General features: G+C 44.0%; 19 protein-coding genes and 1 tRNA gene. 14 read left to right on the top strand and 6 right to left on the bottom strand.

Going from position 1 to position 21,428, the window contains the following annotated elements; genetic code table 11:
* Positions 1-332 precede the first annotated feature (332 nt).
* The 11 genes from MCJ35_RS16135 to MCJ35_RS16085 all read left to right on the top strand — a co-directional run bounded on the left by MCJ35_RS16135 (position 333) and on the right by MCJ35_RS16085 (position 17,122).
* Positions 333-2,402: a HelD family protein gene (locus tag MCJ35_RS16135; RefSeq protein WP_034577867.1), complete on the top strand. Its 2,070-nt coding sequence runs from the start codon at positions 333-335 to the stop codon at positions 2,400-2,402.
* A gap of 705 nt (positions 2,403-3,107) precedes the next feature.
* Positions 3,108-5,039 (top strand): hypothetical protein, encoded by a 1,932-nt coding sequence (locus MCJ35_RS16130; protein WP_155858488.1) that lies wholly within the window; start codon positions 3,108-3,110, stop codon positions 5,037-5,039.
* Positions 5,040-5,167: 128 nt separating this feature from the next.
* Entirely contained in the window at positions 5,168-7,876 is a 2,709-nt protein-coding gene (locus MCJ35_RS16125) for an ATP-binding protein (RefSeq protein WP_025486414.1), read from the top strand.
* A 22-nt stretch (positions 7,877-7,898) separates the two neighbouring features.
* Complete coding sequence (locus MCJ35_RS16120) at positions 7,899-8,462, top strand: hypothetical protein (RefSeq protein WP_025486415.1); 564 nt, start codon at positions 7,899-7,901, stop codon at positions 8,460-8,462.
* On the top strand, positions 8,459-9,277 hold the full coding sequence (locus MCJ35_RS16115; RefSeq protein WP_025486416.1) for a cysteine peptidase family C39 domain-containing protein: 819 nt from the start codon (positions 8,459-8,461) through the stop codon (positions 9,275-9,277). The genes MCJ35_RS16120 and MCJ35_RS16115 overlap by 4 nt, the downstream gene beginning before the upstream one ends.
* Before the next feature lie 10 nt (positions 9,278-9,287).
* Entirely contained in the window at positions 9,288-9,791 is a 504-nt protein-coding gene (locus tag MCJ35_RS16110; RefSeq protein WP_025486417.1) for a hypothetical protein, read from the top strand.
* Positions 9,791-10,525 carry a LytTR family DNA-binding domain-containing protein gene (locus tag MCJ35_RS16105; RefSeq protein WP_025486418.1) on the top strand — a complete coding sequence of 245 codons (735 nt, stop codon included), beginning with the start codon at positions 9,791-9,793 and terminating at the stop codon, positions 10,523-10,525. Before MCJ35_RS16110 ends, MCJ35_RS16105 begins: the two co-directional genes overlap by 1 nt.
* A gap of 62 nt (positions 10,526-10,587) precedes the next feature.
* The gene (locus MCJ35_RS16100; RefSeq protein WP_155858489.1) at positions 10,588-11,031 is read left to right on the top strand and encodes a hypothetical protein; all 444 of its coding nucleotides are present in this window, start codon (positions 10,588-10,590) and stop codon (positions 11,029-11,031) included.
* Between the two features lie 76 nt (positions 11,032-11,107).
* A complete protein-coding gene (locus MCJ35_RS16095; protein ID WP_025486420.1) occupies positions 11,108-12,370 on the top strand; it encodes a metallophosphoesterase family protein in 1,263 nt (420 codons plus the stop codon).
* A gap of 736 nt (positions 12,371-13,106) precedes the next feature.
* Positions 13,107-14,429 (top strand): MORN repeat-containing protein, encoded by a 1,323-nt coding sequence (locus MCJ35_RS16090; RefSeq protein WP_240299569.1) that lies wholly within the window; start codon positions 13,107-13,109, stop codon positions 14,427-14,429.
* Between the two features lie 263 nt (positions 14,430-14,692).
* Complete coding sequence (locus tag MCJ35_RS16085; protein ID WP_240299568.1) at positions 14,693-17,122, top strand: Hsp70 family protein; 2,430 nt, start codon at positions 14,693-14,695, stop codon at positions 17,120-17,122.
* 108 nt (positions 17,123-17,230) lie between these two features.
* On the opposite strand, the gene MCJ35_RS32575 is transcribed toward MCJ35_RS16085, so the two are convergent.
* The 5 genes from MCJ35_RS32575 to MCJ35_RS16060 all read right to left on the bottom strand — a co-directional run bounded on the left by MCJ35_RS32575 (position 17,231) and on the right by MCJ35_RS16060 (position 19,933).
* Positions 17,231-17,596: a hypothetical protein gene (locus MCJ35_RS32575; RefSeq protein ID WP_240299567.1), complete on the bottom strand. Its 366-nt coding sequence runs from the start codon at positions 17,594-17,596 to the stop codon at positions 17,231-17,233.
* A gap of 595 nt (positions 17,597-18,191) precedes the next feature.
* A tRNA-Val gene (locus MCJ35_RS16075) sits at positions 18,192-18,264 on the bottom strand.
* A gap of 140 nt (positions 18,265-18,404) precedes the next feature.
* Entirely contained in the window at positions 18,405-19,160 is a 756-nt protein-coding gene (locus MCJ35_RS16070; protein ID WP_025486425.1) for an AIM24 family protein, read from the bottom strand.
* A 231-nt stretch (positions 19,161-19,391) separates the two neighbouring features.
* A complete protein-coding gene (locus MCJ35_RS16065; RefSeq protein WP_008718183.1) occupies positions 19,392-19,535 on the bottom strand; it encodes a hypothetical protein in 144 nt (47 codons plus the stop codon).
* Between the two features lie 125 nt (positions 19,536-19,660).
* Complete coding sequence (locus tag MCJ35_RS16060) at positions 19,661-19,933, bottom strand: helix-turn-helix domain-containing protein (protein WP_025486426.1); 273 nt, start codon at positions 19,931-19,933, stop codon at positions 19,661-19,663.
* Positions 19,934-20,056: 123 nt separating this feature from the next.
* On the opposite strand from MCJ35_RS16060, the gene MCJ35_RS16055 reads away from it, so the two are divergent.
* Positions 20,057-20,230: a hypothetical protein gene (locus MCJ35_RS16055; RefSeq protein WP_008718181.1), complete on the top strand. Its 174-nt coding sequence runs from the start codon at positions 20,057-20,059 to the stop codon at positions 20,228-20,230.
* Between the two features lie 62 nt (positions 20,231-20,292).
* On the opposite strand, the gene MCJ35_RS16050 is transcribed toward MCJ35_RS16055, so the two are convergent.
* Positions 20,293-20,547, bottom strand: a complete 255-nt coding sequence (locus MCJ35_RS16050; protein WP_025486427.1) for a hypothetical protein — start codon at positions 20,545-20,547, stop codon at positions 20,293-20,295.
* Positions 20,548-20,623: 76 nt separating this feature from the next.
* On the opposite strand from MCJ35_RS16050, the gene MCJ35_RS16045 reads away from it, so the two are divergent.
* Positions 20,624-20,779 (top strand): hypothetical protein, encoded by a 156-nt coding sequence (locus MCJ35_RS16045; RefSeq protein ID WP_155858492.1) that lies wholly within the window; start codon positions 20,624-20,626, stop codon positions 20,777-20,779.
* A 94-nt stretch (positions 20,780-20,873) separates the two neighbouring features.
* The gene (locus MCJ35_RS16040; RefSeq protein WP_025486428.1) at positions 20,874-21,362 is read left to right on the top strand and encodes a hypothetical protein; all 489 of its coding nucleotides are present in this window, start codon (positions 20,874-20,876) and stop codon (positions 21,360-21,362) included.
* The last annotated feature ends 66 nt before the right edge of the window (positions 21,363-21,428 follow it).

The raw sequence follows: 21,428 nt of genomic DNA, 5'->3' as shown, positions 1-21,428 counted from the left end.
ATATAGGCCCTTACACCTACTGCAGTCATCAACAGAAGGAACATGAACGCCAATCCCATTAAATCCTCTCTTGTCTGTTTTTTCATAGTGGATTCGCCTCCTTTCATCTCTTTGGCTGATATTATGATAATGCCAAACGGAATAAAGATTCCATTGGAAAGCATGGGAACTGGCATAAAGATTCCATCTATTTGAAGTTCCCATGTTTTGGGAGTGTAGGATGTCCGCACTGGGAAGAAATCCGCATTGGGAACCCTGGCATAAAACAGCAAGAATGATTAAACGCCGTCTTCCGGATCTTTGTATAATGGTAGTCCGGAAGGAGGATGACAATGAGTAATGACCAGATAACAGAAAAGGGTATTATATTTCCTGAAGAAGCCGCCTATCTTTCTGAAATCAGCCACAAGCTGGATGAAGCGCTGGAAAAAGCCCGGGACGATGTAAGACGCATAGACAGGGAGTACCGGGATGAGAAACGCTACATGGCGGAAAACAGGGGTGAGATTGACCCTCATGAAATGTTTCAGAATGAACTGCTTCTCAAACAGACAGACCAGACCGGCGCATTTGCCGTGGACATACGTGACAGGCTTGCTAGGCTCAGGGAATCCCCCTATTTTGGCCGGATTGATTTTAAGGGCGGGGACAGCGCGGCGCCTGCCAGGTTTTACATAGGGCCATCTGCATTTAATTATGGAAATGAGCCTTTGATTTTTGACTGGCGTGCGCCGGTTGCCAGTATGTTCTATGATTATGAGGTTGGCCCGGCGGGATATGATGCCCCCATGGGACGGATTGAGGGTGAACTGACCAGGAAACGGCAGTTCAAGATCAGAAACGGCGTCATGGAATATGCCATTGAGAGTTCTGCCCATGTGCAGGATGATATCCTGCAGAGGGAATTGTCCCATACTTCGGATGAAAAGATGAAGTCCATCATATCAACCATCCAAAAAGAACAGAACCAGATCATACGAAGGGAGAAGACCGGGACCATGATCATACAGGGTGTGGCCGGTTCCGGCAAGACCTCAATCGCCCTGCACCGGATTGCATTCCTGCTCTACCGGTTCAGGAACCAGCTAAGCGCCCGGAACGTGACAATCCTGTCCCCCAACAAAGTCTTTGGCAGCTATATATCCAACGTGATACCGGAACTGGGGGAGGAACCTGTCTATGAAATGGGCTTTTTGGATATTGCGGAAATACAGCTGGAGAAGATAATCAATTTCGAACCGGACAAGGACCCTCTGGAAATGGAGGATGGAAAATGGATGGAACGGGTACGCTTTAAATCCACGCTGGATTTTGTGGGGCAGATGGATGCGTACATAAGTGGCATGGAGGATTGGATTTTTGTGCCAGAGGATTACTGCTTTGGCGGTTTTACGGCAGATGCCCGATGGATACGGGACCGTTTCCGTGCTTATGGGAAATATCCTGTCAGGCAGAGGATTTCCATGACAGCAGAGGATATCCATAACCGGTTCAAGAATGAAAATATATGGGAGGATGAACTGCCAGGCCCGGGAAGGATTGCAAAAAGCCTGGCCTCCATGCTGGCTGTTAAGAGTACACTGGCCCTGTACAAAAACTTCTATCAATCCATTGGAAAACCCCATCTGTTCGTGATGCCTGCCAGAAAAACTTTGGAATGGCCTGACGTGTTTCCATTTTTATATCTCCAAGCGGCCTTTGAGGGCGTAAAGGAGAGCGTCATTACAAAGCACCTGGTTATTGACGAGATGCAGGACTATACGCCCATCCAGTATGCCGTGATGAACCGGCTGTTCCCATGCCAGAAAACCATACTGGGTGATTTTGGACAGAACCTGAATCCATATCATCCGCACACCCTGGAGGATATCCTTAGGATTTACGAAGGCGCTGATTATGTGGAACTGAACAGAAGTTACCGTTCTACCTTTGAAATCATGAATTTCGCTAAACACATCCGGGATGTTGCAGGGCTTGACGCGGTGGAACGCCATGGGGAGGAACCGTCCATGGTAGCCTGTGAGGATGAACAGGATGAAATCCGGCAGATAAAGCAGGCAATCCTGGAATTTGAAGCCGGGGAAAACGCTTCACTGGGCATCATCCTGAAAAACAACAGGGCTGCAAGGGAATTCCATGACCTGCTTTCCTGTGGTTTACAATCCGGCGGGGACCGTATAAAACTGATATCGCCGGACAGCACGCACTATGAGGGAGGCGTATCAGTCACCTCCATTCAGATGGCAAAGGGACTGGAATTTGACGAGGTCATCGTTCCGCAGGCGGACAGAGGGACCTATTCAGATGATTATGACCGCAGCCTGCTCTATATTGCCTGCACAAGAGCCATGCACCGGCTGACACTCTTTTACGTGGGGGAGGTGTCCGGTCTGCTCATATAGGCGGTGGGGGAAATCCAGAGGGTGTATCTTTTGACACCTGTCTGGATTTTTATTTTGTTTTTATGGAATGATGTGATATTTTAAAAAATATTCGTCTAATGATGCACATTAAATTATAATAGCATCTGATATGAAAATACCTGTGCAAAGATTTGCAATATTGAGAAATCATTCTAATTATAGTATAATCGTAATCAGATTTGAGGATAGGCAGAACAACAAAAATGTGGTTTTTCAGGCTAAAATATAATGGGGTGCAACTATATGGAAGAGAAGGGAAAAAATAAAATCATACGAGTTGTTGGTATTGATTTTGGGACCAGTACATCATTGATTAAAGTGAAAAGATATAAGAGTGGAGAACCCATAGGGGACCGGTTTTTCACAAACGGAGTTACTTTTGGGAACGGAGAGGCAGATACCAAGGCTGTAACAATCGTGCGCAGAAATGCAGATGGGACACTGACCTGCGGGCGGGATGCAGATGAACCAATGGAGGGGGCTGAAATATTTAAAGATTTTAAGATGAAGCTGGAATGTGAAAATCCGGTAGAGAAAGAACAGGCAGAGCAGTTGACAGAACGTTTTTTGTCGTATTTGTATACATGGTATGTGCAGCAGTCCAGCACCTTTGGCTCTGCAGAGGATGTGGAACAGACCATCATCAGTTATCCGGTCAAATGGAAGGACGAGACGCGTGTCTTTATGGAACAGGCAGCCATAAAAGCAGGATTTCAGAATGTCACTTCCAGGAATGAGGCATTAGCAGCCTTGTATACAGTGCTTAGTCAACAGTCAGGTGAGTTAGGAAAAAAAGGGATGATAAAGAGCGGTCAGACAGGTTATCTGCTTTTGATAGATATGGGGGCAGGGACTACGGATTTGGCTTTTAGCCGGTTCCATGTGGCAGAAAACCCTATGGGAATCCTTCACGCTGAGGATATCTCCAATGAAATCATAGCAACTTGGCCTGTGAAGGGGAGCCGGCTGGCCTGCGGAGGCCGGGAGATTGACAAAGTCCTGGAGAAGTATGTGGCAGACTATCTGAAAGGAATGAAAAGCAATGGTCAGTCCCTTTCGCCTGAACAGGCGGAGCAGATAGCATCAGCAAACTCCGCAGCAAAGAAGTGGAAGGAGGAGACGGTATCACGTGACTTGAATGAAGGAAAAACAGTGACAACCTGCGGATATGTTGCTGCGTTTTCCATGATATTCGGCGGGGCCTCCTTTCCAGGCTTTGACCGTTTCAAGTTTGAGCAGATGATTTCAGGACACATTTTAGATTTCAGACAGCTTCTGGAAGGCGGATTGCAGGCGGCGCAGAGGGAAGACAAGGGATTATCCGAAAACCACCTGGATTTTGTGATACTCACAGGAGGGCACAGTAACTGGTATTTTGCCAAGGATATGCTGGACGGAAGCAGGGGAGGATTGAACCATCCACTTCTAAGCAGAGTTCAGTCTGAGAAGCAACGCATCATCTGTTTGCCGAATCCGCAGGAAACAGTTTCATTGGGACTTGTGTACAGCCTCCTTCCTTTTAAGATGGAGACGAAGAAAAAGACAGAGACAGAGACAGGGATAGGGAATAAGATAGAATTGGAAACAGAACTGAATAATCTGCATATACCAGTGCCTTCCCCGTTGCGTCCTACACCGTTGGTGTTTCCGCGAAAATATTATAAGAATTGGTCACAAAATGTTTTATTGGTTGGCGGGGAGGATATTGCTATAGTCAGACCCGATGGAACCGTATATTGCTCGGCTCAGGATGTGTTTTTCTCCAATCTAAAAGAAATTGATAAACTCATTGCAGTGAGTTACCTTGAGGTGTTTCACTTGGAGGTATTTCAAATATTTGTAGCAATAGACAAGAGGGGTTATCCCTCATTCCATACAAATCTAAATAAAAATAGAATACAAGAGACTGTTATTGCAGCAAAGAAAGTAACTGGCCGTTTCGTGGATTTTCTGCGTCATGGTTTTCCGCAGCTGATGTATTTAATAGGGCTGACATATGATGGAAGGATTGTGGAATTGGATGGCAGTGAGACAGGACGAAATCTGACGCCGTTTAATGATATTGTGTACATGACAGGCACAGGGGAGTGTATATGCTTTTTTAGGGCAGATGGAAGTCTCTGGAAGTTTAATGGTTCTGTTGCAGAGGACCAGCATTTATATGGAAATGTTAAGGAGCATGAGTGGAGTTGGTATGGGTTGGAACAGTTTGTTATGAGTCCAGACGACGAAGCTTTGTATGCAGGCCTTAAAAAAGACGGAACCGTCATGACCAGTGCCATGCTTGCAGAGGCAGGAAACTGGAAGAAAATTATTTCTATTTCGATAGGGGATAGCCATTTGGTTGGATTGACAAAGAAAGGAGAGATGGTGGTATGCGATTGTGATAACCGGCCATTTATATATTATCCGATATATAATTTTGGAGTTGCTGCGTTATGTTACGGCAGAGGGAAATTTTTGGATGTCATTGCAGATGGAAGACGGACAGCTGCAGTACGGTTGAATGGGCGGGTTATTCATACGACTTGGGGAGCTCAGGTTAATTGGCGAGGAAAAATAAAAGATTACGGTTATCTGGATACACCTGAGGTTACCTCGGTTAAGCTGTGTTGATTTTCATTATAAAGCAATGGAAAATGACAAAAATACGGTTTCACAGGCGAAATGTATATTATATCCAAATTTACAAAAACAGAATGCTATAATAAATTCATAAGAAGAAATAAATAAGGAGAATACATATGGAAGTCAGCAATTCAAAAAAGAGGCCGTCCATCCGCTTTCAGGACCTGTTTCATGGAATAGACCCTAACACATTAGTAATCGACAATCCAATCCAGGTTCCAAATAACTTTTACCGGGAACTGCTTGACTGCTCCATGGAGCGTAGTTATCTGGATTATATCAGTAATCGTAAGATATTTCCCCAGAATGATGGATCGGCGCAGCCGTTCAAAGCCACTTGGCTCCAGGTTATACGTCTGCCGGTCCATCCCGATAACTCAGATAGCTATGATTTATTCAACCGCTGGCAGGGGGTACTTTCCTCGCTGCATGCATGGGGATATCGTTTCCTCTTCCTGTTGCAGAGACGGGAGGGAAAGACCCATCTTTATCTGGGAGCAATGTCGTCCAACCCCAACTTTATTGCCTCAGATGCCATTGAACAGGTGAAGGAAGCCAGTTCCGGCAGTATGCCGGGAGTAGAGCTGCGGTCGCTGACAGACATGGAGGCGGCTATGGAAATCAATTTTCCCCTGCAGGGCTATGGCTGTATTGGTGCAGTGACAGGCCTGCCATCATTTTTTTCCGAGAAGGAACCAGGTGTGTTGCAGACGTTGGATTCCCTGGCCTTTGGCATCCGGGGAACCCAGAGTGAGGATCGCCCCTACTCCCTGTTGGTCATTGCAGATCCTATATCTGATGCCGGTACCAATGAGATTATCAATAAAATGCGTTCCATAGGAAGCGAAATCCATTCCGATGTGGAACGGCGCATCAGCATAAATGAGAGTAACAGTGTATCAAGTCAGAAGGGATTAAATCCTTATGCGGCAGCAGATGTGGGGAAAATGGCCGGTTCTGGCTTGGGACAGATTATAGGTGCCTTAGGCGCGGGTGTGGGTACAGTGATTGCACCGGGCGTCGGAACTGTAATCGGCCAGACTTTGGGCAGCAGTGCAGGCAGACTGTTAGGAACTGCCTTGGGTGTAGGACTTGGACAGTTAAGCAAAACGGAAAACAGCAGCTTCTCCCTTTCTGTTGACACTTCTTATCTGGATAAATACGCCCAATATGCCGAAGAGTTGACGGAAAAACATATCGAACGGATGAAGCAGGGACGAAATCTGGGATATTGGAATGTAGGAGTCTACGTCCTGGGAAAGAACCGCAAGGATGTGACTACGGTTAATGGTATGTTGCGCGCCATCTATTCTGGAAGGGAGAGTTATCTTGAACCTATCCGCCTTCATGTGCTGAATGAAAAATCAGGAGCCATAGATATTGTCCGGGGCGGTTTTAACATGATTCCCCTTTACAATGCAAATGCAGATGGAATGTCGGAGGAGGTGGAATGGCATGTATTCGGACGCAATTATCAATATCTGAGTACTCCTATGAACACCAAAGAACTGGCCCTGACTACTTCTTTGCCAAGGCGTGACGTTCCGGGACTGCGTTTTGTTAAGACAGCTGTCCGCTTTGCCAATAACCCGCCTGTGACAGAGGGGGATACCATATGTCTCGGTAAGATAGTGGATATGGGAGTGGAGCAGAAAAATGAATACCGGATTGAACCTGATGTCCTGGTAAGGCATGCACTTATTACGGGAAGCACTGGTTCTGGAAAGAGTACTAGTGGAAAGAAGATATTAAAAGAACTGCTGCAAAAGAAAGTGCCGGTGCTGATTATTGAACCGGCTAAAGATGATTATGTCCGTTGGGCTATGGAGATGAACAAACAGCTGCCAGAAGATATGCAGTTTCAGATATTTATGCCGGGACATATGGAGTTTAACGGAGAATTGTTGCAAAAGCTCCAGTTGAATCCTTTTGAGCCGGCAGCAGTTTCCGGAGCAAAGGTTGACATGACGGCCCGCTGTGAAAATCTGATTGCGCTATTAAACGCCAGTCTTCCCACCAGCGATATCCTTCCGGTTCTTATGGATGAAACGGTTTACAATCTCTATCGCGGTTTTTACGGGGAGGAATTTGTAAATGGTTTTCCTATGAAACAGCAGGAAAAATATCCGACACTGGATTTTTTGACGAAGATGGCAAGAGTAGTAATGGATAAGAAACATTATGAGCAAAAAGTGAAGGATAATCTGATGGCCTGTCTGGAAACGCGTTTCCAGTATTTAAACAGGGGAACCAGAGGACGCCTGTTGGCTGTGGGTCGTTCCACTGATTATGACAGCCTGTTCAGCCATCCCACAATAATCAATATAAGCGGTATTTCTTCCGCAAAGGATAAGGCATTGATTATGTCCCTGTTGATGTTGAGTCTGTATGAATACCGTAAATCCATCTATGAGAACAGCGCAGAATACCGTTCCCGCGCTGACAGGAACGAACTTTTACACCTGACACTGGTGGAGGAGGCGCATAATGTGCTGATGAAGCCGGAATCAGATGCTGGCGGTACTGGCAATCCCCAGCAGGTGGTAGCCAATCTGTTCAGCAATATGCTGTCGGAAATACGCAGCTATGGGGAAGGGCTGATGATTGTGGACCAGGTACCCAGCCGTCTGATTCCGGATGCAATTAAGAATACCAACTATAAAATCGTCCACCGTATGACAGCTCCTGATGACTGCCAGGCCATGGCATCCAGTCTGGCTCTTAGGGAGGAGCAGAAAGCATTAATCCCAGCTCTTCCGGTTGGTCATGCCATTGTCTATGGCGATAAGGATGATGCGGCGGCCTGGGTTCACTTGAGTCTCTAGCAATTAGCAGAAAAGAGGGAAAATGGGAAGTAGTATAATAAGGGCGGCGGCCTCGTTTGTTATGATGGCAGCGGTAATTGCGGCAGGAGCAGCAATCTGTAAACTTAGAAAAATGAAACGGACTGCCTTACGCCGACAGGAACTGGAGAAGCTGCTGGTTTGCGGAATAGCAGAAAATGCAGGGATTTTTGATGGTCTGTATGAGAGTCTGTATCAGTCTGTATTAAAACCGGAACTGGATAACCGGGACGGGTATCTGGAGTGGTGCGGAAGGGTCAGACATCTGGAAAGTCAGGATAGGTTTCGGACCGCTTTTTTAAGCGAACTGGATATAGGGGAAAATGCGGGCATAGCAACGTATCAAGTAACGGCAAAGCATTTGCTGGAACTGATTGGGAAAGCAGGTATTTACCGTTCACAGGAGCAGGAACTAAAGACAAGTGCACGGGTGCTGAGGGATTATCTGTATCTGGCATCCTCTGTCCCGGTAGACGGGACTGTGTGTACAGTATTCAAACCGGCATGGTACCATGACGGAAAGCTTGTGGAGCAGGGAATGCTTATGCCAAAGGAGATGGAAGTATGAGTTCTGAATTTGAGTATTTTGAACCGGAAGAGATTGTTGACCTCACGAATCCTGCAAAGGAGACGGATTTAGAGTGGGAAAGCATCCTTAATAATCTTGAGGAGAAACCTGAGTCCGGAGAACAGGATTCAGAAGAATGGAAAAAGATGAAGGAAAACCTGCAGGAATCAGAACGGGAAGGGCAGGAAAACAGCGGTGTCCATATTTCCAGGGAAAGGATGGAGGACGGCACGCTCCGGGAAACAATCCGGTCCCCCTTGCTGGAAAAGATGATACAGGAGCGGGAAAGAGAGCAGATTGGCATACATGATGCGGACGAGGCCGCAAAGGAATGGCATATGCAGAAGTATGATGATACCTGTGCGGTTGTTTCCCAGCAGTTCATTCTTAATGAGTATACGAAAGTTATGGAAACAGAGGATGAAATGAGATTTGCAGCCATGAATCATGGCTGGTATGTGCCGGGTGAGGGTACCCTGAAAGAGGATATAGGAAATCTTCTGGAACTGTATGGAGTGCGTACGACGGAGAAAATGGCGGCCTCTTTCGATGATATTTTACAGGCATCCCGACAGGACGAGCGGATGATTGTTACGGTGAACGATTGTGCACTTAACACCGAATATTGCGACTACTACCCATTTTTTTCATCTAATCACGCCATTGAAATTGTAACCGTGGACGAGGTGAATCAGAAGGTCATTATCAATGACCCGGGGATAGCGGATGGCTGTCTGAAGGAAGTTTCTTATGATAATTTTAAAGACGCATGGTCTACGGGTCTTAACTATCTGCTGATTGCGCACCGTGATTAAGGAGGAACATATGGAATGGAAACAATTTATGGTTAATGTGCAGGGAAATGATATTTTGGGGAAAATGATTCCTTTGGAACAGGGAATGCTGTATCCTGCGTTTTCTTTAATAAATGGTGAACTGTGTGTACATTTTCTTTATCATCGTATGCGGATTAAGGAGAATGGACTGGAAATCTGGAAACCTCAGTATGAGGCCGTTGTGTTGTATCCCCAGGGAAGGCTGGTCCGTGTCCAGAACCTGATGTACCATCCCGGGTTTTGTGATAAGGATTATCATACGCCGCAGTTGCTTACTTCAAAGAGCCAGGAGGAAAAAAACAGATACCAAAAGGCGGCAAAGCTGCATGAGGAAGCCTTGGCTTATGTGATTAAGGAGGCTGGGGAACCGGCGGGGGAGGGGAGGACTCAGAGGCTGAGAGATGGGATAAGGCAGTATCATAGGGCGTTAAAGGAACTTTTACTGGCGGAACAGTACGAAACATATTGCAAGCTTACGGGGATAAAAGACTGATGGGGATGAAACAGTTTACAATCATGGTATGTGACGGGGACGAAGAAAGGCAGATGTGGCTGAGACAGCTTCTGTCAGAGATGGCTTGGAAGATGGACTGTGAATTCCAGGTGGACTGGATTTCAGTTGAAACTGAAGAAGTTGTGGGACGTCACGGGAAAGAGGCGCATATGGCTTTTCTTCATGTGGGAAACCATACCATGGCTGCTGTCCGTACCGGAAAGTGGATATTAAACAGCAATGTCTATTGCCAGATTGTGTTTTATGGAAGAACTGCGGTTAATCTGCAACCCTATTTTGCGGCCCGTCCTGTGGCGGTGATGCGTCATGTGGAAAGCGTACAGGAGCGTATCCTGATTTGGAAAAAGCAGATTGAGGATATGTGTGCTGCTGTGGAGGCACAGCGCCAGTGTTTTAAGTGGGACAGTAAGCAGTTTGCCTACGTAATTCCCTATGACATGCTTTTTTATATCCAGAGTCAGCGGACCATTCTGCTTCTTGCCATGGTATCGGGCCAGATTTATGAAGTTCCGGGAAAGCTGGATGCGGCACAGATGAGATTGGAAAAAGACACGGATCTTTTTTTGCGGGTACATCAGAGTTTCCTTGTAAATATGTCCAAGGTTCTTGCTTTTGATAAGAACCGGAATATGCTCCTGCTGCTGGATGGAAGCCAGATTCCGGTAAGCAAGCGGTATATCAAAGAAGTGCGCGGCAGGTTGGAGCGGTTTTGATTCAAGTAGTTGGATGCACATATTTTACGGATATTTAAAGGAAATATATGGAAGGGGAAAACATGAATATTTATTTTCTTAGTAATCATCCTGCATACATAAAACAGGAAGCACAGAAACTGGATACCTATATTAAGCGAATTGCATTTGGGGATCTTTCTGATAAAGCCGCAGTATGGATGAAGAATTCACATTTGAATCAGGAAGCATTTCAGCTTTTAGACGCAGTACTGGGTCTTACAAAACGTAATATTCCATGTTATCAGAGTCTTTTGTTTCCGGAAGATCTGCTTTGGAAGGATTACGAGCATTTATTTGTGATTGCAACACCTAGTAATCTTATGTGTATGGTAAAGTTGATTCTTGAGTACGATATGAAATGGATGGAGAAGACCCGGACTTTTCCGGATGGTATGGTGTATCTGATAACAGTTGAAAAAAAGGGAACCCAATTATTAAAGAATGACTTTAAATTTTACTATGACAGCAGGGAAGCCGGTAACTGAACGGGAATGGATACTCCCATCCATTTATTATGATTTTTCGGATGTTAGGCGCAAATAGTAGGAAAGGATTTGTAAAATGAATGAACTCCGTTTGATGATTAAGCTTAAAAATCCAGATGGTGCGGATGGGGGATATCGGATTATTGCACCAGGTTTCATGATGGCAGTACTTTTCTGGGCAGATAAAGAGGGACATGCATTGCCGGACTGGACACCGTTTGCATATGTTCCGCTGATATCGGGCAGTGGGAGTTTTGACTTTTCGGGCAAGAGGGCAATCCCGGAGACTGCTGTATCGGTCCTCTGCCGTGCGGTCTCAGAGGACTGCAGCCAGATAAGGGAGTGTCTGCAATTCATACCGGGAGAGATAAGAAAAACTTCTGCTAAGAGTTACTGTTTCGCGGTTGCCAGTGACCTGCATATATCCAATAAAGCAACGCCTTTTGAGAAGCTGTATGATTTTGCAACAGGATCAGACGGACTTCTTTTGGCGGGAGATACAGTGAATGATGGAAGTGAACAGCAGTTTGAGTTCTTGAAAAGTTGCGTGATGGAAAATTGGAGAAGATACGGTATTTTCCTCCCTATTTACACAGTTGCGGGCAATCACGATATCCCGCTGAAACCAACCCCTTCTATTGGAAAGCAGGGACAGGGCGGATATCCAATGTTTCAAAAATGGATGAAGGAACGGAATGAATCTGTGGGCATTGTCTGGAATCAGGATGTCAGCGGCGCCTATGCCGTGCCAATGGAAGAGCATATGGAAATCATCGGTATTCAATGTGTATCACATTTTCGCCGTTTTGTATTCCATGAGGGCAGGCAGCTGGAATGGCTTTCAAACCATCTGGATGAGACAAAGGGTTTGAAGTGGCATATCATCCTTTGTCATGCCCCGCTTCTTAATCATAATCCACAGAGGAAACCAGGAAAAGACGCGCCTTATCTGAGCAGGGATGACAGGCTGCAGCATATTCTGGATACCCATCGTAATATTATTTTTATCTCTGGTCATACACATTTTTCTTTGAATAATCTTTCTGGCTGTGTGGAATGGGATGAATTTAGGGAGAATCTGTATCTGAATGTTGGAAGCATCCGTAAAACCACAATGCATACAGGGGAAGTGTATGTACCGTCCATGTGGACGGAAGGCAGTGGGGTTCTGCTACGAATTTCTGAAAGTGATTTGGAAATAACAACGGTTGGACTGTATTCAGGAAAAAAGCAGGCAAGGGGATACTATCAATTTAATGTAAAAGCGGGGCAAAATCATGCTGTATACAAATTACAGAACGAAGTGGAAGTTGAGATGGAACAGTTATCCGTTGGTTGAAAAAATAAGCATCTTATCAGCAGCCGGTATGCTTATCCTGTTTACATTGTTACAGCTGGTCTATCAGTGGTCACAGGGGGAAAGGGTTGATGCATTGATTTATATGACTGCAGCACTTGGATCCTTGATTGGAAGCTGCGGATTGATTACAGGAATTAAGTGTTTCATCTCTGGGCAGAGGAAAAAGAGTATCATTTATCTGATTATACCTCTTATATTTCTGTACCTATTTGGAAGAAACTGGTGGACTCTGTTACATAATCACAAATTGCCCCCATTTGGTTTTAGCGTATATTCCATTAAATCGATTCTCAGCAGCTTTTGGGTGTTTGCAATGATAAAAGCTGCCAGTGTATCGGGAAAACAAATCAGGAGAGGTGGTTTTTTCCATATATTGACCGGAAGTACCCTTTATGTCCTCTTATCCTTTTATGGAATCCTAATCCTGGATGATATGCTGCAGCTGGCCAGTGTACATACGTTTGAGGGACTGTTCATGGAAATATTCATATTTTCTGCGGTTGCGGTGATTGTATTCTATGGGGAATGCGTAACAGACATGAAAGGCACCAAAGGGAAATTGCTTGGTATTGGCATAGGAACAGTCTTATACGGCTGCCTGGCCTTGCTGCTGTTTTACAGGGACGGCAGGGTCCGGGAAATCATCTACAGCCTTGGCTGTCATCTGTTGGACCCGGAAGGCACCATACGGGATGTTGGATGGCTGAATTATCGTATGGATGCATTGCTTATAAACTGGAACCGTAATATTGGCGCTATTGATGAGTGGGTCATTAATCCGGTTACACATTATGTAAAAGATAACCTTATGATTTTTACCTGGAAGTGGAAACCGCTTACATGCATTCATGTTGCATATGGCAAATTCGCAGTTGGAGTAATCTTATTTCTTTTTATAAGTATGATGATTGCCGCAGCGAATATCCCTTATCACAGGAAAAGGACATGGCGTATTGCCCGCTATATCCGTTTGGAATTATGGTTGATTGCTGTCATGGGGATTGCCCGGGAACTGTTTATGATTGATAGCAATGCTGGACTTGGAACAGTATTTCCTTTTCTTGGAGGCGGTGTGGAATTGATTCCCTTAGTATGTATATTGTATCGTCTGCCGGAGATTATGGATGTGAAAAAAGTGGAAGAAACTGAAAAAGTGCAGAAGGATACGGGAAAAACGAATTGGCAAATTATATTATTATTACTATTTTTGTTTTTGGTTCCCTTTACCACCGTATGGAATCCGAATCCACAAAGTCTGATGAGGAAAAATCCGGTGGGAATGGATTGCTACCACAGGGAAGAATTGCCTGCAGATATTAAAACATTCCAAAGGTGGGAAGAAAATGGGGTTTCTTATTACGGTAAGCGGATGAATGGATATCTGGAAGGATATGGTGGGGAAATGAAGGGGGACTCATTTTTTTTCGGAGAATTTGAAAAGGGTATCCGCAGCGGTTATGGCTTATATAAGGAAAAGGATAAACTGGTTTTTGCCGGACGTTTTGAAAATGGTATCATGAAAGAGGGGGTACATTTTCAGGAAAGTTCAGGTGGACGATATTATGAATTGATGGATAAGGAAGGAAAGAAAGCAGGGGACGGACCAGACGTGATTAATTATATGTCGCGGGGTGAGTTGCAGGGGGCTTACTGTGGAGAGACTAGAGATGGTGTGGCAAGTGGATACGGCTTAATGATATCCCTGCGGGATGACTGTATTTATCTTGGGAATTTCCAGGATGGAATCCGTAATGGAGATGGGATATTGTTTTATGATTTTGGTCCAGATAACGAAGATGGGGACATTCACATAATCACAGGGACATGGATCAGGGGAGTTCTGGCGGGGCATGGAATCCAGTCCAATAATCTCGCGGACGGTTTTATGGAAGCTGACTGGTGTCCTGATAAAACAGCGGCTCCGGCTGCATTGAAAGATGGGGGATGGTTTTATAAGCCGTCTACATATGAACCGTACGTGAATGGATTATGGATAAATTATTGCAGTGATGGAACCTGGTATTATGGTTTCAAATAAGGTATTTAGGCGGAAAATGGATGGGGACTGGGCTATATGGCCTAGTCCTTAGTTTTTCGGTCAATTCCTGCTATGCCTTTTTATGTTAACTTATCTTGCTTTAATTACTGGTAAGGTTTAGGATATTATGTGTGGGTATACATTGAGGAATCATTCCAAATATAGTATAATCTTAGTCATATTTGGGAGCGTGTGGAATAATATAAATGCGATTTTTCAGGCACCGCGGTTTGTAAGAATATAGATGAAAGGACGGCAGTCATATGGGAAAAACTGAAATCACACGGGTTGTAGGTATTGATTTTGGAACCAGTACATCGTTAATCAAAGTGAAGCGATATCAGAATGGAGAACCTTTGGGCGACCGGTTTTTCACAAAAGGAGTCACTTTTGGGAATGGAGAAGCGGATACGAAAGCTGCCACAATTGTGCGTAGAAATGCGGACGGAACCGTGACCTGTGGGCGGGATGCGGATGAACCAGTGGAGGGGGCCGAAATATTTAAAGATTTTAAGATGAAGCTGGAAAGCGAAAATCCGGTAAAGAAAGAACAGGCAGAGCAGTTGACAGAAAGTTTTTTGTCGTATTTGTATACATGGTATGTGCAGCAGTCCAGCACCCTTGGCGCCGCAGAGGATGTGGAGCAGACCATCATCAGTTATCCGGTCAAATGGAAGGACGAGACGCGTAACTTTATGAAACAGGCAGCCATAAAGGCAGGATTTCAGAATGTCACTTCCATGAATGAGGCATCAGCAGCCTTGTATACAGTGCTTAGTCAACAGTCTGGGGAGTTGGGAAAAAAAGGGATTTTAAAGAGCGGCCAGACAGGTTATCTGCTTTTGATAGATATGGGGGCAGGAACTACGGATTTGGCTTTTAGCCGGTACCATGTGGCAAAAAAAACTATGGGAATCCTTCACGCTGAGGATATCTCCAATGAAATCATAGTAACTTGGCCTGTGAAGGGGAGCCGGCTGGCCTGTGGAGGCCGTGAGATTGACAAAGTCCTGGAGAAGTATGTGGCAGACTATCTGAAAGGAATGAAAAGTAATGGTCAGTCCCTTTCGCCTGAACAGGCGGAGCAGATAGCATCAGCAAACTCCGCAGCAAAGAGGTGGAAGGAGGAGACGGTTTCACGTGACTTGAATGAAGGAAAAACAGTCACAACCTGCGGATATGTTGCTGCGTTTTCCATGATATTCGGCGGGGCCCCCTTTCCAGGCTTTGACCGTTTCAAGTTTGAGCAGATGATTTCAGGACACATTTTAGATTTCAGGCAGCTTCTGGAAGGCGGATTGCAGGCAGCGCAGAGGGAGGACGAGGGGTTATCCGAAAACTACCTGGATTTTGTGATACTTACAGGAGGGCATAGTAACTGGTATTTTGCCAAAGATATCCTGGATGGAACCCAGGAAGGATTGAACCATCCACTTTTAAACAGAGTACAGTCTGATAAAAAGCGGGTCATCTGCCTGCCTAGCCCTCAGGAGACTGTATCATTGGGACTTGTGTACAGCCCGCTGTCATTATCACTGATAATTCCTGAACTTGCGCATACGTCAAAACTATGGTATGAGGGAACATGCACAGCTGTGGCCGGGAAGCTTAAATTGAGGAAAATCTGTGTTTTTCAAGGTCAGGCCGAAAGCACAGAGATAATTGATGAGGGACCTTACGCCCGTCTTGAGCATTTTTCAGCAATGCCGCCAGAATATGAATACGAATATTTAGATAAGGTAGAGTTAGATGATTCAGGTTGGATATTTGGATATACAAATTGGGGAACCGTGTATGAAATCAGGCAGTATGCTTATCCAGAAAAGAATATGGGCATATTGAGTGTATATGATATTGTGAATCCTCAGGTGACTTTTAAAAGCAAGGAGGATGTTATTGGAGTTTTTACAACACAAAAGAATCGTCTGGTCATCCTTTCAAAAAAAATACCAGGAGAAATTGCTGCTTTATTGGGAAAAGGTAATGATATATTGATTATAAGAATATACCAAAGGGATAGTTTGGGCAAATTTCAAAGAATAGCAGAAGGTGAAAAGAAAATACGTTTTCCGGTTAGGGATGAGACTATAATATCATATTTGGTTACATCCGATTGTAAAGGAGTATATATCATATCATACAATCAAATTTACTATTTTGGATTTACGGAATGTAAATTGAAAACACCATTTGGAAAAGAGTCCCATATGATGCATCCCAGAATAAAAAGCGTAGCGATGTCAAAAGACGGATTATCAAAACTGGAGATGCGCACCAGCAGTAATAATGAAGAATATATCTGTACCTTTGCTGACACTAAAAAAGGCAGCCGATATACTGTAAAAAAAGATTCTAAAAGCAGTTACTTTACGAAGGGGAAGGTATTGCTATCTGATGATGGTAAAATTGGAGTTCTTGTTACAGAGGAATCCTTAGCGCAGATTTGGGATTTAGAACATGACATACATTTGCGGGATATACATGGTAGCCTTTTTGCAGTGTCTTCTAACGGAGAGATGTTAATTTCTGAAGAAAATAACTCTATTCATCTATGGGATATAGCAACAGGAAAGTTCCTAAAAACATTATGTCATGAAAAGTTAACCGGAATCAAAAACATGGATATCTCTAAAGACGGAAAGACTATAATCGCAAATAGTGTGAATTTTGTATGTTCCTGGAATGTATCCTAATAGTCTAAAATTGTAAAAAGTAAAATGGCGGATCCGAATGTTACATATGCAGCAAGCACTGTTTTAGATGATAACAACTACACTTTTATGGTACTGAATATATGCTTATTATGCACTTCCTGAATATAAGATAGTCTTTTTAACAGTATCATATTTTATAGCTTTTTTATTCTGCCTGCTCATTAATTGGATACAATATAGAAACGGTAGCTGGCATCCACATTTTTCCGGGATGCCATTGGCAATAGGATTGCTGTTTGGGATATCAAATATCCTCAATACAGCCTTACAGCTAAAAAGCTTGGAGTTAATTGCGGCTTCTGTTGTAATACCTGTGTTTGCATCAGGAACACTATTGATGGGGAATGTACTCAGTACATTGCTGTTTGCAGAGCCGATAAAAGGTGGGAAAGTTATAGCAGTGCTTTTAGCCTCAATTAGTATTATTTTAACGAATTTATAATACTGTGACACAACTTAGTACTACCGCGAACTTCGAATAATTGTTTTAAATTACGCCCCACAGTTATTAGAACAGTGGGGCGTTGATTCAAACAGTATACTGGAAATTGAAGGACTCTTAGAGCCGTATCTGAGCCAATACGATTGTGTCGTTCCCTCTATTTTTCAGGGCGGTCTGACCGATGCTGGGGGATTTTTGGCCCCATCATTACGAATCCAAGTATATAAGGCCCTTCACGTGGGATAACCTAAAACACTGATTGTCTCCGTCACTTCCCCCGACTGATTATAAATCTGCAATGCGATGTTAATCTTATTTCTTGAATACAAACTGATTTAGTTCCTTTCGGAATCCCAGAAAGTCCAGAAAAACGTCCGCACCCCTGTTCAAATAAGACATTGGCTGGGGCATACGGATTTAGAAACGACACATAAATATATTTATAGTCCGTTTAGGGAAGATGAAACATAAGAAAAAATCAAGAACAACCCTATATTAACGACAAACAAGAATTGTCTTCAATTGCCTTCAAAAATCCAGGTCGCATAAAACGGAAAAAGTGCCGAAAACCTTGTAAAATCAAGGATTCCAGCACTCTTCAACCACTGGAGACAACAGGACTCGAACCTGCGACCCTCTACACGTCAAGCAGATGCTCTCCCAGCTGAGCTATGTCTCCATAGGGCGATTATAGCATAGCAGACCGGAAGATGGCAAGATAAAAAAGTGTAATTTTTAAAATTTTTAAAATTTTCAAATAATATACCCAATTAAGCCCATCAAATAGAGAATTCAAACCATCCAGGCTGTCGTGGGATTTTATTCTGTTGGAGCCATCAGAATCCGTCCGCTGCCACGGTAGACATTGACCAGGCCTTCGCCGGACACAGCGGAGCCTACCAGGGACTTTGAAGAACGCTCAACCGTGAATTTCAGGGAGTTGGACCATGCGATAGCCATATTGCCGTCAATCTTCACTTCATCGTCCTGCAGGTTGAACTCAATCAACTCATCCCGGGGGACCGGGCTTTCCAGTACAGCAATGCCGCTGCCGGTAAGGCAGAGATTAAAAAGTCCTTCTTTGCCTGCAACTGCAGAGGAGAGGGTGGTCCTGGCAACCACTTTCTGAGTTATATTGGAATCACATGCAAGGAAGAGCCCGTCTTCTAAAACCAGGCTTCCCCACTCAGCTACATCCTCCAGCAGGATATGCTTATAAGTAGGCTCCAGCATGACCAGACCATTCCCAGAGTATTCCGGCTTGGCAGAACTTTCCTTCGTTACCTTGGAAGCAATGGCTTTTCCCAGGAAGTCGCCTACTCCCTTGATGCCGGATGTCATTTTAACGGCTCCTGCAATCCACTGCATTGCACCTGCCTGAACCGTAAACGCATTTCCGTTTAATTCAATCAGTACCTGGCGTCTGCGCACGTTCATTTCCGCTGCATAGTAAGCAGCCATGGCAGAGCCTGGGTTAACGCTTAAATCACGCTGATGCTCAAACACTTTGATACAGTCCCGTTCATCTATCATTTTCATGTTGCCATTGTTGTAAAGGTTATTACATTTTACCATTCTTCTATCTCCTCTTTTCTTATGTCTGGCCAGCGGCAATCAGGTATTCCCCCTAAAAAAGGGAGGAGCCGGTCAGAATTCCTTCTGCCGGCTGAGTATTATGAAAAAAATCTTATAAGCATTGTTTGTTTACAAGATATAGTATATTCAGCAAATATGAGCATTCAATAGACAAAGCATGGACAAAATATGAACAGTTTGTAAGAAGTTTGTGAAGCCGGGACAATGCCTTCAATTGCCGATGACTTCCTTCATCTGTTCCGTAACAGGGCGGTAGCCGTCGCCGTTTAACAGGCCATTACGGATTGTGTCATATAAACCCATGGCAAGGACGATGATTAATATGATTACAAGACATTTAACAATAAATTTCACAGCAGGCCCTCCGCTTTTCTGAATCAGTCACTATCCATATACTTACTTTATCATTTTACCCGGAATATCTCAATATAAAGATTGTGCGCCGATATCATGCCGATATCATGCCGGATATCGTGCATTTATGTCATTTCGCGGTGCATGTATTTTATAAATTCATTTTTTAGTCCGGCAAAGAAATCCTCCATGCTGCATGAGAAGATGATGGACAAGGCAATCAGCTCGCTGACTTTCACATTCATCCGGTTTGTCTCCAGCTTTGCGTAAGTACTTTTTGTTATTTCAATGCCCATAAGATTTAATTTTGCAACAGTTGCATCCTGTGTCAGCTTTTTGTGGTGGCGTAATACCTGGATATTCTGTCCAATGTTCATGTCCGGTCTTAATTTCTGCATGTTACGGCCTCCTGGAAGATTCGCTATAGCGAAATTTTTATCTTGATTCTAAACTTTTATATAAGTATAATGTTTCGTAATAGAGAATCTTTTTATGTATGGTAATGTGAAGGAGGGAATGTAATGGAGGGCGATGACAGGCTTAATAAGAATATTCTGAAGGAATACAAAGATGACCAGCTTTTAAAGGAAGTGTGCTGGGCGCAGAAGGCTGTGGATGAAAGCGAGGTCCCACAGCCTGAACCGGATGAACTGGATAAGATAATGAATAAGATTGAACATGGGCATGACAAATAGCCGGCCTGCCGGCCTGGGGCGGAAATGAAGAAAGTCCAGGTCTGTCCTGTCCGGGATATGCATTACAAAGGTGTGATTTTTGTTGCATATGCCTCACCGCTTATTGGCTTGTAGATGTCAACAATTGCAAAATGTGGTAAAAGGCCGGATTCTTTTGGCTCGGCAATGGTCATGAACCTGTAATTAGTCCCATTGACAATCTGCTTAGCCACTGCTATGGGATGATAGAAATAGTCATCGTGGTTTCCAATGGCATTATAGAATATAAATGACTCATAGGTTGTCAGGTATGGCTGATATTCCCAGCTTCCAGGCATATTGGTCCCTCCCGGATGCATTTTCTATACTATATGACGTTGGAGGAAAATGGTTACAGATAGGAGGGAGGATATCATGGAGAAACGTATCGTGAAGCCCTATTTGTTAAAGGAACTGAAGGAAAATGAGGAATACAGATGGAGGATTATGGATGTGCTGGAAGATATTAATCTGTTTATGGAATGGTATTTAGGCGGATATACGCGGAAGGGATACAGGGATGATGGATGACGTCAAATCCGTAGTCGATATAAACGGATTATATTTCCGTAAAGATATGTAAAGACGTGTTTCGAAAATATCAGAATGAAATCAGGTGATTCCAATGGTTATAGCCTTAAGTGGTTTTGAAGAATGCGTCATACTGAGTGTGATAGTGCTTGTGATTGCCGTATACCTTAATACCCGTCAAAGAAAGGCGGAAAGGAATATTAAGGAAAGATGCACGGCAATAACAAGCGGAGTGATTGACCACACGGAGCGCAGTGGATTTTTTAACGGAATGAAAATAAGCCGCCGGGGATTAAAGATGAATTATTGGCCTTCATTTACTCTTGTCTGCCATACAATATATAGATATAATGCGAAAGATAAGGATTACCTTGGGATTGACGCAAGGATGCCAATCGCATGTTTCAAGGCAGGAAATCCAGGGGATTCCGTAGAAATATTTTATAATCCAAGGGATGGAAGGGAGTTTTATTGCCCGAATGAGGATAAAAATATTAAATATGGCTGGTGGATTTTGACAGGCCTGATTATGATTACAATTGCGGCTGTAAATATCTTTCTTTATTTCTATGATATCCTATAGGGGAAACAGTAGCAGGATGGTCAACAAAGAAGGATGTCTTAAATGGGTTGCCACATATCCAGCCTT

It is taken from the genome of Enterocloster sp. OA13, assembly GCF_022440595.1.
Taxonomy (GTDB): Bacteria; Bacillota; Clostridia; order Lachnospirales; family Lachnospiraceae; genus Enterocloster; species Enterocloster hominis.
Note: the sequence above shows the minus strand (reverse complement) of the source record. Positions and strands in the feature narration are given on the sequence as shown.